The 11,696-nt window shown below is 50.6% G+C and carries 15 protein-coding genes; 10 read left to right on the top strand and 5 right to left on the bottom strand.

Going from position 1 to position 11,696, the window contains the following annotated elements; genetic code table 11:
* Together DOU50_RS03130 and DOU50_RS03125 are read right to left on the bottom strand one after the other, a co-directional pair.
* A partial coding sequence (locus DOU50_RS03130; protein WP_148768787.1) for an alcohol dehydrogenase catalytic domain-containing protein occupies window positions 1-611 on the bottom strand: 611 nt, incomplete at its 3' end.
* A 31-nt stretch (window positions 612-642) separates the two neighbouring features.
* A complete protein-coding gene (locus DOU50_RS03125) occupies window positions 643-918 on the bottom strand; it encodes a metal/formaldehyde-sensitive transcriptional repressor (RefSeq protein ID WP_021242544.1) in 276 nt (91 codons plus the stop codon).
* 233 nt (window positions 919-1,151) lie between these two features.
* Here DOU50_RS03125 and DOU50_RS03120 point away from each other — a divergent pair, with 233 nt between their 5' ends.
* From DOU50_RS03120 to DOU50_RS03110, 3 genes are all read left to right on the top strand, one after another.
* Complete coding sequence (locus DOU50_RS03120) at window positions 1,152-1,694, top strand: YbjP/YqhG family protein (RefSeq protein ID WP_228117502.1); 543 nt, start codon at window positions 1,152-1,154, stop codon at window positions 1,692-1,694.
* A 63-nt stretch (window positions 1,695-1,757) separates the two neighbouring features.
* Window positions 1,758-2,624, top strand: a complete 867-nt coding sequence (locus DOU50_RS03115) for an AraC family transcriptional regulator (RefSeq protein ID WP_148768786.1) — start codon at window positions 1,758-1,760, stop codon at window positions 2,622-2,624.
* Between the two features lie 309 nt (window positions 2,625-2,933).
* Complete coding sequence (locus tag DOU50_RS03110; RefSeq protein WP_148768785.1) at window positions 2,934-3,524, top strand: LysE family translocator; 591 nt, start codon at window positions 2,934-2,936, stop codon at window positions 3,522-3,524.
* Window positions 3,525-3,529: 5 nt separating this feature from the next.
* Here the strand turns inward: DOU50_RS03110 and DOU50_RS03105 are convergent, their stop codons facing one another.
* Window positions 3,530-4,423 carry a LysR family transcriptional regulator gene (locus DOU50_RS03105; protein ID WP_148768784.1) on the bottom strand — a complete coding sequence of 298 codons (894 nt, stop codon included), beginning with the start codon at window positions 4,421-4,423 and terminating at the stop codon, window positions 3,530-3,532.
* 214 nt (window positions 4,424-4,637) lie between these two features.
* Here DOU50_RS03105 and DOU50_RS03100 point away from each other — a divergent pair, with 214 nt between their 5' ends.
* The 6 genes from DOU50_RS03100 to DOU50_RS03075 all read left to right on the top strand — a co-directional run bounded on the left by DOU50_RS03100 (window position 4,638) and on the right by DOU50_RS03075 (window position 8,096).
* Window positions 4,638-5,444: a MipA/OmpV family protein gene (locus DOU50_RS03100; protein WP_148768783.1), complete on the top strand. Its 807-nt coding sequence runs from the start codon at window positions 4,638-4,640 to the stop codon at window positions 5,442-5,444.
* Window positions 5,445-5,511: 67 nt separating this feature from the next.
* On the top strand, window positions 5,512-6,570 hold the full coding sequence (locus DOU50_RS03095) for a serine hydrolase domain-containing protein (protein WP_228117501.1): 1,059 nt from the start codon (window positions 5,512-5,514) through the stop codon (window positions 6,568-6,570).
* Window positions 6,557-6,904, top strand: a complete 348-nt coding sequence (locus tag DOU50_RS03090; RefSeq protein ID WP_148768781.1) for a hypothetical protein — start codon at window positions 6,557-6,559, stop codon at window positions 6,902-6,904. Before DOU50_RS03095 ends, DOU50_RS03090 begins: the two co-directional genes overlap by 14 nt.
* Window position 6,905: 1 nt before the next feature.
* Entirely contained in the window at window positions 6,906-7,463 is a 558-nt protein-coding gene (locus DOU50_RS03085) for a DUF2975 domain-containing protein (RefSeq protein ID WP_228117500.1), read from the top strand.
* Window positions 7,464-7,465: 2 nt separating this feature from the next.
* Window positions 7,466-7,681 carry a helix-turn-helix domain-containing protein gene (locus tag DOU50_RS03080; RefSeq protein WP_024908393.1) on the top strand — a complete coding sequence of 72 codons (216 nt, stop codon included), beginning with the start codon at window positions 7,466-7,468 and terminating at the stop codon, window positions 7,679-7,681.
* 142 nt (window positions 7,682-7,823) lie between these two features.
* Complete coding sequence (locus DOU50_RS03075) at window positions 7,824-8,096, top strand: DUF883 family protein (RefSeq protein ID WP_024908392.1); 273 nt, start codon at window positions 7,824-7,826, stop codon at window positions 8,094-8,096.
* 29 nt (window positions 8,097-8,125) lie between these two features.
* Here DOU50_RS03075 and DOU50_RS03070 read toward each other — a convergent pair whose 3' ends face one another.
* Entirely contained in the window at window positions 8,126-9,589 is a 1,464-nt protein-coding gene (locus tag DOU50_RS03070) for an EAL domain-containing protein (RefSeq protein ID WP_148768780.1), read from the bottom strand.
* A 277-nt stretch (window positions 9,590-9,866) separates the two neighbouring features.
* On the opposite strand from DOU50_RS03070, the gene DOU50_RS03065 reads away from it, so the two are divergent.
* Window positions 9,867-10,751 (top strand): hypothetical protein, encoded by an 885-nt coding sequence (locus DOU50_RS03065; RefSeq protein ID WP_061715199.1) that lies wholly within the window; start codon window positions 9,867-9,869, stop codon window positions 10,749-10,751.
* Window positions 10,752-10,786: 35 nt separating this feature from the next.
* On the opposite strand, the gene DOU50_RS03060 is transcribed toward DOU50_RS03065, so the two are convergent.
* Window positions 10,787-11,696 (bottom strand): HlyD family type I secretion periplasmic adaptor subunit (locus tag DOU50_RS03060; RefSeq protein ID WP_148768779.1); only part of this gene is annotated, 910 nt, incomplete at its 5' end.

The raw sequence follows: 11,696 nt of genomic DNA, 5'->3' as shown, positions 1-11,696 counted from the left end.
TGAATCACCGCCAGACCAATGCCGCCGAGACCGAACACCGCCACGGTATCGCCCTCTTTGACTTTTGCCGTGTTATGCACCGCGCCAATACCGGTGGTCACGCCGCAGCCCAGCAGGCAGACTTTATCCAGCGGCGCCTGCGGGTTTACCTTCGCCAGCGAGATCTCCGCGCAAACGGTGTATTCGCTGAAGGTGCTGGTGCCCATGTAGTGATAAACAGGCTCGCCGTTATAAGAGAAACGGGTAGTGCCGTCCGGCATCAGCCCTTTCCCCTGGGTGGCGCGCACCGCCTGGCAGAGGTTGGTCTTGCCGGATTTACAGAACTTACACTCGCCGCATTCCGCCGTGTACAGCGGGATCACGTGATCCCCCGGCTTCAGGCTGGTCACGCCCTCACCCACTTCCACCACAATCCCGCCGCCTTCATGGCCGAGTACCGCCGGGAAGACGCCTTCAGGATCGTCCCCCGACAGCGTAAACGCATCGGTATGGCACACGCCGGTATGGGTGATTTTGATCAGCACTTCGCCTTTCTTCGGCGGTGCCACGTCGATTTCAACGATTTTCAGCGGCTGGCCGGGACCAAATGCAACTGCAGCGCGAGATTTCATCATGTCTTCCCTTTTTGTCAGGTGTGTGGGTTTATTTTAGATAAGAGCGCAGCAAATGGCCGACTTCAGCCATGCGTACGGCTCGCTGATCCGGCGTGGTTTCCCCCGCTACCAGCTCATCTTTGAGGTGAATTTCAACCATTTCGCCCATCAGGCCATTGGCAGCCCCGCGCACGGCAGCGATTTGCTGCAGGATGGCCAGACAGGGGTCACCCGACTCCAGCGCGCGTTCAAGGGCATCAACCTGGCCCCGAATGCGACGGACGCGGGTAAGAATACGTTTTTTATCTTCGGGTGAATGCGGCATACGCCCTCCTGATACTATAGGGGGGTATGGTATTTTAGTTATCCGGCGATGTAAACCTTCCATTTTGGGACGCGATAGCAATAACACACCTTCAGTAACTCATCACCCGTGCAGATAAAGTACAGAAAGGTATAACCAACTGAAATATATTGTTTTTCAATAACATTTATTGCCTAAGCGGATGCACACTCTCGTTGTTTAGTGACGTTTTCATATACAACAGGAGTTAACACATGGCATGGGACAAACACACAGCGGCGGGACATGCTTTGATGCGCAACGTTCTCTTGATATGCCTGTTACTGACAGGATGTTCAACACAAATGGATGCGCCGGAAAAACGTACTCATGACTTTTACACGTTTTACCTCACTGCTTTCGTTACAGACAGCAAAGAAGATAATCTCGATTCACCAAAAATGCGTGACTATATTGCGCAAGACACACTCTCCCGACTGCAGAAAATTTCCTCTCTCTATGAACAAGAAATTATCGGTTCCGACTATTTTACCTATACGCAGGAGTATGCGGCTGAGTGGATCCCTGACCTAAGCGTAAGCAATGCGATTAACTCTGCGTCCGGGAAAGTTGTTAACGTTCAGTTGGGTGTGGGTAATGAACGGAAACTGCAGCTAAAAGTGTATCTGCGCATAGAAGACGGTAAATGGAAAATTTATCGCGTCACCGATGCAAGCCATCATTTCGAACAGTATATTTTTGACGACAGGGCGATTGCTGCCGCACAACGGTATGCGGCCAGTATAACTTCTCCATAATTAGCAAGATCGGTCAGGATTCTGGCCGTTCGCTGAGGCAAAGTGGGTCATCAGGAGGATGCAATGAATGATGCAATCAAAACGGCTTACCGCGAGCGCTTCACGATGGTGTGCGACTATATCGCCCGCCATCTCGATGAACCGCTCACGCTGGAGAAGCTCAGCGCGTTAGCCTGCTGTTCGCCTTATCATTTTCACCGGCAGTTTCTGGCATTTAGCGGTCAGCCTCTGTATCGCTATATCCAGTGGCTACGCCTGCGTCATGCGTCCTGGCGACTGGCGTTTAACCCTCAGGATAAGGTGATTGATATTGCGCTCGATGCCGGGTTCCAGAGCCCTGAATCGTTCAGTCGCGCCTTCAGAAATGCGTTTGGAAAAAGCCCGCGTCAGTTTCGGCAACAGCCGGACTGGCTGAACTGGCACCAGCGCGTACCGAAAATGACCTTTCAGGAGCAAAAAACGATGGAAGTTAAGATTGTCGATTTCCCACAGACCCGAGTGGCAATGCTGCAGCACCGTGGCAGCCCGGATCGGGTTAATGACAGCGCGGCGAAATTTATCGCCTGGCGTAAAACCACGGGCTTATCGCCAGTGCACGAAAGCAGTACGTTTGGCATTGCCTGGGATGACCCGGCAACCACGCCAGCAGACGCCTTTCGTTTCGATATCTGCGGCAGTATCGCTGAAGCGATACCAGAGAATGAATTTGGGGTTTCCAATGGTGAAATCGACGGCGGACGTTACGCCGTCGGCCGTCACACGGGTTCTCTGGATACCATTTCCGCCACGGTGTGGGCGATGTTTCGTGACTGGCTGCCGGCCAGCGGCGAAACGCTGCGCGATGCCCCGGTATTTTTCCACTACCTCAACTTTATTCACGAGGTGCCTGAACATGCGCTGCAAACGGATATCTACCTGCCGTTAAATTGACGATCCCTTGTTTACCACCTTATTTCCGTTTTCTCACAAGCGCTGTTATATGCCTGACTCAGAAACCGCACGCATTACATAAATTATATTAGGATCCGTTACCTATGGGCCACCCGCGCCTGCCGATTGCTTGTGGCAGGCGCTACCCCGCAACTGCGCGATCTGTGCAAAAAATCAAACACACCTTTAGATAAATGACACTTACTCTGACGTATGTTCCCAGCTAGTATTCAGAAACATGACGAATTAAAGTCGCGACTTAATCGTCGCAGCACCTCTAATGCAGATAAGCCAACACGCGGAGATAAAATGCTGTTCATTTTCACAATGTTTATATTTTCACTGACGCTTTCATTTTCTCCTGGCCCCGTTAATATGGTAATTATATCGTCTGGGGCCGCTCACGGTTTTAGAAAGACCTTCTCATTTGTCTCCGGTGCAACAATAGGGTTTACGTTATTACTTATCTTTATTTGTTTCGGTTTTTACGCTGCAATCGAAAAACACCCTTTGTTTTTCCGTTACCTTAATATTGTCGGTTCTTTATTTATAATGTATCTGGGCTATAAGATAGCGTCATCCCGTCCCGATATATCATTAACAAAAACGGATGCACCCGGTTTTGTTCAGGGTTTTGTCATGCAATGGATCAACCCTAAGGCATGGACCGCGTGCGCCTCAGGGGCAGCGATGTTTTCCGAACCCTCAAACCCTGCGACAGCATTCGTCTTTGTAACGGTCTATTTTTTAGTCTGTTACCTGTCGCTATCCGCATGGGCATTAATGGGAGCAAAGGTGTCGGTGCTGCTCAGGAGTACGCAGCAGATCCGTACGTTTAACGTGTTGATGGGCGGACTGTTGCTTATTACGGCGTGTTACATGCTCGCTTTAGCATTTTAAACCCTTCATAACGAGTGAAACTCAATCGCGTTATAAATATCGCTAATCAATTTGTAGGCAATACTGCTGGTCGACATATTAGAAGGCCATACGGCATAGACTTTCAGCGGTTCTAATGACCAGTCAGGGAGTATTTCCTGCATGTCTCCACGCTTAACGTCCTCTTCGCTTAAATAACGGGGAGGTGCTGCGAGACCAATTTGTTGCCTGGCAAGCGCATAAGCGGCTTCGACATTATCTACATACACTTCAGGCGTATACGTTACGACAGCCACTTCCCCATTTTTATGGCGAAATTCCCGGCTATTCTGCCGCATATTGAGTCCTATCCATGGCAGTTGCGCCAGGTCATCAGGATGCGTAATCGTCGGATAATGGCTGAGCAAATCACGGGAAGCAACAACCTGGCGCGGCAGCACAAAAAGATGGCGCGCTTTCAGTGAACTGTCCGGCAGTTCGCCGATTCTAAATGCAACATCAATGCCATCGGCAATAATATCTCTGCGCGTATCACTGTAAGAGATATTCAGTAAAATGCCCGGATGTCGCTTTATAAAATCGGCCAGATGCCGGGTAAACGCACTCTTCAAAAAAACGGCAGGAAGTGAAACAGTAAGCTTATTCGCCGTTGATATCGAACGCTGCTTGAATTCAATGACCCCCTGCTCATACAGCGCCAGCATCGATTTAGCCGTTTCCAGCAAATTTGCGCCATCGTGAGTCAGAGAAAGTTTGCGGGTGTTTCTGTAGAGCAGCGCGCAGCCAAGATTTTTTTCCAGCTTTGATAAATGCGTGCTTGCCGTTGCGGTTGTAAGCCCTAACGCTTCTGCCCCACCTGAAATGGATCCAGCTTCAGCAATCTTTGCAAACACTATCAGATAACGGATGTCATCAATCATTTATCGTCCTGTTGCGACGGCGTTCCTGCGAACTCCTCATTCAATCATAGAGTTACGATATCGTACTTTCCTCCACGGCCGCATCTCTTTTTGTAGTGAGAGCTTTAGCGCCCTACCAATTTTAGTGTAAAACAATAAATGTTTATTGTTAAACGATAAACTCCAGGCTAGCCTGCACGCACTTCAACTTACTTTTTGCCTGGAGAGGCATCGAATGAAAAGAAGTCTGCTGTATGGCGTTTTGCTCGCGGGGATCGTGCTTTGCGCCCCCTTACACGGTGCGGAGCTGTCCGGTTACGCGGGTCTGGGCGTCGCGGTCAGTCCCGTTTATTCGGGATCGCGGCATTACGCACCCGGACCGCTACTGAAGGGCGGCCTGAGTCTGAAGAGTAAAGACTGGGGGCAATGGGATCTCTCCACGGAGGGGCTGGCATGGACATATCACCCCGACGCCCCGTTTGCCGTGAGCCTGCTGCTGGCCTCTGATGAGGGGCGAAAAGAGACGGTTAACTATCCCTTCTCCGCTCGAAAAAACCGTGATCTCCAGGGAATGGGTGATATGGCCGACATGCTAATGGCGGGCGCGGAAATGCGTTATCAACGCGAGGACTGGATGATATGGCTGCGCGCGTTAAGTGCAACGCAAAAACACCGGTACGGTGGCGAGACGCAGCAGCTGGCGAGGACCGTGAACAGCGGCGTAAAGTCCACCCTCTGGCGCGGGCAGGACGTCGAATTTTCGGTCGCAGGTGACATCACCTGGGCCAACAGCGGCTATCAGCAGCGCCATTATGGCGTCACCGCGAACCAGTCTCAGCGCACCGGGTTTGAGGCGTATTCCCCATCTTCGGGTTTACAGGAAGCTGGAGTCGATAGCGAACTGGTCTGGCACATCAGTGAAAATCTGGCGGCTGGGGTGACCGGTCGCGCAGCCTGCCTGCTTGATGAAGCGGGTAAAAGCCCGCTGGTTAACAGCCGCATGCAGTACACCCTGTCATCAATGATTCAGTACGAGTTCTGAGACGCAGACCATGAATAAGCAGTATGTATACAGCCGCAGGCGATTGTTAGCCGCAGGAGTGGTTTTTGTGTCGCTGATTGCCGCAGGCATCTACCTGCAGCCGGGCGTCAGCACGCCGTCCCCGCGCCAGACGGGTGATGCAACCATCGTTTCGTTCCTGACGCCACTCCTCGGAGGTGCGCGTGGCAGCGTTGCCGTCGCACTTATCACGCCAAAAGGCGTCCAGTACGCCCTGTGGGACAGCGATTTTACAAAACAGTATGAAATCGCCAGCCTGACCAAAACCATGACCAGCAGCCTGCTGATTGAGGCGCAGCGACGCGGCGAGGCGACTCCGCAAACCCGCGTCGGTGAACTTATTCCGGAGATCGCAGGCCCGGCTAGCGATATTACCCTGGCGCAGCTGGCTTCACATCGCTCCGGCCTGCCGCCGCTGGCGACGTCGTTACCCGAGAAAGTTCAGGTTATTAAGTCCATCATCCTGCGAGACAATTTCTGGGACTTCGATGAGGAGACATTAATAGACATGGTGAATAAAGCCAGCGTCGAACGCCCGGCCGGATTTGACTATTCCAACACCGGCTATGCGCTGCTGGGACTGGCGCTGGCGCGTGCATCGCATCAATCTTTTGCTGGCCTCCTGCAAACGCGCGTATTCGCTCAGGGGCATATGACAGGTTCTGTCGTCGCCAGTGATACAACGCCCGCCTCTTCCACGTTCAGCCGGGGTCGGTCCGCTTCCGGCCTGAGCGAAGCGCCGTGGATAATGCACGCATTTACCCCTGCCGGAGGCGTGCGTTCAACCATTGTCGACATGGCCCATTACGCTCAGTCGTTGCTGGCAGGACAGCTCGCATGGCGCGACGCAATGACGCCGCAGTTTGCAACTGACGATCCCGACTCACGCGTGGGCTATGGCTGGTTCACCACACGCATTCAGGGGCGCGATATCACCTGGCATGATGGTGAATCGTCGGGGTTCGCTTCCGCTATCGCCTTCGACCGACAGCGTAAAAGCGCCGTGGTGATCCTCTCCGACACCGCGTGGCCGGTGGTTATCCCGGCCATGCGGCTGCTATTAACCCAGTCATCTCATACAGCAGAGGCGCATCATGAACTGGATTGATATTCTCTGGGCGATACTGACCTTTGTTTCGGCCCTGCTGTTTGGGTGCGGAACGTGGGCCGCGCAGTATAAACTTCGGCTGATGAACACAATGCTGACCGTTGGGCTCATTCTTTATTGCATGGAAATGATGCAGACCATCACCCATCTGAGCAGTTCAGGCTACCTGTTCAGAATGCTCACCTGGGTGATTCAGGCGTCTTATCTCGCCTTTTGCGTCTATCATGTGTGGCCAAAACCCTGGATGAAACGCGCCGCTAACTGGCTGAACGGCGGTAAGATTGCCATCGCGCTAATGCTTATGTCATGCTTGTGCATGCTGGTCTTAAAATAATATGAAACACTCAGGAAGGTTCGATGTGAATGGTGCGAGGGGTAAACTCAGTCTGGTGTTCATCGCAGGGGTGCTGCCGCTATTTCTCATCCTGGTATTAATCACCCCTTTGTGGATTTATTTCACCGGCGAGTCGTTTTTTATTTCCACCCTGCTAAAGCTCGCCGAAGTTCAGAAAGACGATCTGGCTGTTGCAACGGTTTCGTCGCTGCGCCAGATACTCCTGCTGGCGATCCTTTATCTTCCGGCGGGGCTGTTTGCCTTCGCTGTCTGGCAGGGAATGAGCGTCACGCGGCAGGTTCGTCAAAAACAGATCCTCTCCCGGGCTCTGGCAAACAGCGTTCGCAAGATTGCCATCGCGATGTTAAGCCTTGGGATCGCACTGCCGGTCTGTCGCTTTTTGATCCCGCTGACGATCGCGTGGCCGGGACATTACTACCAGGTCACCCTTTTGCTTGGGGATTTTGTTCTGTTATTAACAGGCGGTTTGCTGCTGGTAACCTTTCACTCCCTGGTCGAAGGGATCAAAGCGGAAGAAGAAAATAAGGAGTTCATCTAATTATGGCTGTCGTGGTTCATCTGGACAAAATGCTGGTAGAGAAGAAAATGACGTCCAGAGCACTGGCAGCCTTTGTGGGGATCACTGAGCAAAACCTGTCGCTGCTCAAGTCCGGCAAGGTGAAAGGGATACGTTTTGATACGCTGGCGAAAATATGCGAGGCACTGCAGTGTCAACCGGGCGATATCCTCTCCTGGGAGCCGGACAGCCCGGAATGACGTGCCAACCCCCGCTCTCTGTGGGAGTTCCCCCGCACAGAGATATATCCGAAAACCACCCTGTCGGGTGCTGAAATTAACCTTTCGTCTCTCACATCCGCAAAGAACGGCTATCCTTTAATTATCAACAAAGGAGGCAAAAATGTCTGATATCGGTACTGATAAAAACACCCAGTTTGCTGAAGACAAAGCAAAAAATAAACTTGATGAACTTGCAGGTTCGGCGCAGCAGCAGTTTGGTGAGTTCGTTGATTCACCAAAGCATCAGGTAAAAGGTGCGGCAAAAAAATATGCCGCGCAGGCCAGCGATGCTGTTTCCGATGTTACTGAAGCGGTCAGAAATAATCCCCTCACCGGCCTCGTCGCAGCGGGTGCGGTCGGTATTGTTCTCGGCCTGTTGCTGGGTCGAAAATAATAAAAGGCCCTTCGGGGCTTTATTTTTTGTTAACTGAACAACCTGACCATGCGGTCTAACTCTTCCTCTTTCACAGCACGCGATAAATAATAACCCTGAAAGTTTTTGACGCCCAGCGCGACTAATTTTTCGAATTTCTCTTCACTATCAACCCCCTCTGCAATGCAGTCTGCCCCGGTCATGTCGCTATAAATCTGTATCGCTTTAATCAAGTTATAGTCATTGTCGTTTGCCACAAAATGCTCGACGATGTCCCGATCCAGTTTGAGTCCGTCAAAATGCACCTGGCGCACCGGGAACATGGTTTGGTGGTTAGAGAAACAGTCATCCAGAAACAATCGACACCCCGTATTGCGTAAATGCCGCATGGTTTCAGGGATCCTTTTGTCCTTCGTCACGTCAATATCTTCTGCAAATTCAAAGACCAGCTTTTCGGCCCACTGCGGTTTGAGCAGCATGCCGATGGCTTTTCTCGCCATATCTGGCAAGGCATTGCCGGAAGCCAGACGAGGCGGGATATTCACTGAAAAATAGTATTTCCCGTTATACTTATTAATTCCTGATACGGCGGCATGGATGACTAGCGCCGTTATTTTTAGCCATATCTCATAACTGGAAATATCCGTAAGAAAACCGGTTGGTTTGACAATCTTACCATTCTTATTCCAGCGAATGAGTATCTCAAACCCTACACCTTTTTTATCACGATCGGTAATGATCTGATAGGCAGGAAATATCTCTTTGTTATGCAACGCATTGAAGATTTCTGCTTCCTTATCCGTAAATTCCGTTTTTTGACTACGCCGTTTAATACTTCCCTCCGCTTTTAAATTGTGCGGATCGTGTAGCCATTGCTTAATTAACCTTAATTTCAGCACACCTTCCTTGCGGTGGGTGTAAACCGTTTTATTAGAGAGCCCCATTCTGTCGCACATTTCTTTTACGGACATGCCGCGGTAGAAATTTAACAATACATCAATCTCTCTTTTTGTAAGCCATTTAATATTTTCATGCGGAGAAATATCCGTACTGCGTTCGCGTAATAAACGTGAGCGGTCCTTAAACCCGTTATGGTGGGTGTGAAAACAGGTTATTACATCTGAAACATGGGCTATACGAATTAATGACAATTGATAGCGGTTATTTAAAAGACTGCTAAGGGTGCGATACAACCAGCCATCCGGTATGTCACCATACAGGGTGACGCGTCGAATAACGGGGAGTGCATTGAGAACGGATGCCAGTCGCTTCAGGCTCTCCAGAAGATCGACAATACCTTTGCCGAGAAAAGCTACAATATGAGTATTCTGATTTATAAGGATATTTTGCAGTTCCTGTTGAGAGACCTCATCCCCCTCAAAGTGAATATGCGTGGCCTGTACTCCGTACCTGCTAAGGATCTCACGATATCCCTGGAATGTGAACGCGCAGGCTGAAACGACAAATTTATGTTCATCGCACGCCCCATTTCTGAGAGAAACTTTGTGGATCATAACCAGCTCCTGGGCACCAAAAGCGCCGTTTCCATTTGTGAATAAATTAAATTTATTGCACACGTTGAGAACAGTAATTTTATCCTGGAGCCTCAGGGCAAGATACAGTTATCAGCCTGATTCACTGGAACATCTTTGCGTTAATCACCAGTTCGCAAATATACCTTTCTTTGCAAATAACAACGGCAAATATCTCATTCTCAGGGTATAATGAGAATTCCGAAAAAGAAGACTGAACACTTCATCTATCGGCTCATTAAAATACGAGAAAAATGCTATGGATAATCACATCTCATCCAGGGCCTTGCTACATCGAAGGGATGTTATAAAGAACAATCCGCGATTCGGTGAGGCAATATTAGAGCACTACACAATTAATGACACCATCTATAAAAAACAACCTCTTTTCTACAAGACAATGCTGCAGGAATCACGATTTAACATTATCCTTTCTATGTGTTGTTTTATTTTTGGAAATCAGGCGGAGTCAGTTTCAGAGATTAAAGATTTATGTTCTCGCTATAAGATAGCCAGCCCCAACAGCGTTATTGCGATCATTACGATACTGAGAACCACCGGGCGCATCAGGACCTGGCGCTGTACGGAAGACAGACGCAAAACGAGAATCGCGCCAACTGAAAAAGGCCTGAATGAACTTAAGCGTTATATGTCCGGCGCTTTTTTACCCGTCAGTATTCTTTACCCGACATTCAATATTAACGTGAACCTGCTGGACAATGATATTTTGAGAAATAACTTCTTCCGCCGCGCGGCAGAGTATCTTTTTCGGGGATTAACGTTCAGGAAGGTGTTGCCTGAAGTGGGATTATTTATCGATAAAGATGGCGGACGTATGATTATGCTTTATCTTTACCTGCAGGCTATGAAAAATAAATCTGCCCATGGTGCCGTCATCGACTATTCAGCCAGCACGCTCGCAAAAGAATTTTTCGTTTCGCGTATCCACGTCAACCGGATTATCAAATCGGCTCAGGAGGCAGGCTACCTGAAAGATCGGGGTGATGGTCGGCTATCGATATACCCGGCGTTTATCGAACTCGTCGAAAATTATGCCGGGTTATATTTTGCCTATGTTACGCATTACATCAACGTAGTACCCAAAGAGCGACGCCACGCTAACAACGCGACGTCAACCGTATAATTCTCCAGGCGTTCGGTCTCCCGAACGCCCTTCACCTATCGTTCCCGCAGCGCCTCTTTTGCCTTATTCAGCGGTTTCAACAGATAATCCAGAATGGTTTTGCTGCCGGTTTTAATATCAACGGTAGCAATCATGCCCGGAAAGACCGGAAATTCCTGCCCTTGCTTATTGGTCAGATGGTTACTGTCGGTACGAATATAGACGCGATAATAGTAGACATCCCTTTTCACCTCATCCTGCAGGGTGTCCGGGGAAATCATGGTCACTTCCCCTTCCAGCCCACCGTAAATGGAGTAGTCATAGGCCGTCACTTTCACCAGCGCCTTCTGACCGGGATGGATAAACGCCACATCGCGCGGCGATATTTTCGCTTCGACCACCATCTGATCGTCAAGCGGGACCAGGCTCATCAGCTTGCCGTTCGGCGGGATAACGCCTCCCACGGTCGTGACGTCAATGTCCTTCACGATCCCACGAACCGGCGCATTGAAGGTCAGCCGGGTCAGGGAGTCCTCACGCCCTTTCATCACCGAACGCTGGGCTTCAATCTCCGCGTTGGCTTTCGCCAGCTCTTCACGGGCGCGAACGTAATACTGGTTTTTCATCTCGGTGATTTTATTCTCAAGCTCATTCTTTTGACGCTCAAGACGCAACACCTCAACCTTGCTGGCCGCCCCCTGGGTCACCAGCGGCCGGGTTAATGACAGCTCGCGCTGCACCAGCTCGGCACCCTGACGCAACCCGGCCAGCCCTTTTTCGAGGCTTTCACGACGGGACTGGTAGAGCGCCGTTTCCTGTTTGACCAGCTCAACGTCGTCATCCAGCTCACCCGGAAACGCCAGTTCCGTGTCGTTCACCTCGGCCTTCAGGCGCGCAGCCGTGGCCATCGCCGCATTCAGACGAGACTCACTCTCCAGCACGCTCGACTCGGTTTTTGTCCGGTCT

Origin of the sequence: Enterobacter sp. C6 (assembly GCF_008122455.1) — a bacterium.
In the GTDB taxonomy this organism is placed as follows: Bacteria; Pseudomonadota; Gammaproteobacteria; order Enterobacterales; family Enterobacteriaceae; genus Enterobacter; species Enterobacter pseudoroggenkampii.
The sequence above is the reverse complement of the archived record's forward strand: the minus strand, read 5'-3'. Positions and strand labels throughout refer to the sequence as shown.

Excerpts from the sequence above, each read along its gene's own strand:
- DOU50_RS03115 (WP_148768786.1), top strand. The coding sequence starts at position 1,758 with ATGAATGATGCAATCAAAACGGCTTACCGCGAGCGCTTCACGATGGTG.
- DOU50_RS03085 (WP_228117500.1), top strand. The coding sequence starts at position 6,906 with ATGAAACACTCAGGAAGGTTCGATGTGAATGGTGCGAGGGGTAAACTC.
- DOU50_RS03105 (WP_148768784.1), bottom strand. The coding sequence starts at position 4,423 with ATGATTGATGACATCCGTTATCTGATAGTGTTTGCAAAGATTGCTGAA.
- DOU50_RS03070 (WP_148768780.1), bottom strand. The coding sequence starts at position 9,589 with ATGATCCACAAAGTTTCTCTCAGAAATGGGGCGTGCGATGAACATAAA.
- DOU50_RS03110 (WP_148768785.1), top strand. The coding sequence starts at position 2,934 with ATGCTGTTCATTTTCACAATGTTTATATTTTCACTGACGCTTTCATTT.
- DOU50_RS03080 (WP_024908393.1), top strand. The coding sequence starts at position 7,466 with ATGGCTGTCGTGGTTCATCTGGACAAAATGCTGGTAGAGAAGAAAATG.
- DOU50_RS03100 (WP_148768783.1), top strand. The coding sequence starts at position 4,638 with ATGAAAAGAAGTCTGCTGTATGGCGTTTTGCTCGCGGGGATCGTGCTT.
- DOU50_RS03125 (WP_021242544.1), bottom strand. The coding sequence starts at position 918 with ATGCCGCATTCACCCGAAGATAAAAAACGTATTCTTACCCGCGTCCGT.
- DOU50_RS03090 (WP_148768781.1), top strand. The coding sequence starts at position 6,557 with ATGAACTGGATTGATATTCTCTGGGCGATACTGACCTTTGTTTCGGCC.
- DOU50_RS03120 (WP_228117502.1), top strand. The coding sequence starts at position 1,152 with ATGGCATGGGACAAACACACAGCGGCGGGACATGCTTTGATGCGCAAC.
- DOU50_RS03065 (WP_061715199.1), top strand. The coding sequence starts at position 9,867 with ATGGATAATCACATCTCATCCAGGGCCTTGCTACATCGAAGGGATGTT.
- DOU50_RS03075 (WP_024908392.1), top strand. The coding sequence starts at position 7,824 with ATGTCTGATATCGGTACTGATAAAAACACCCAGTTTGCTGAAGACAAA.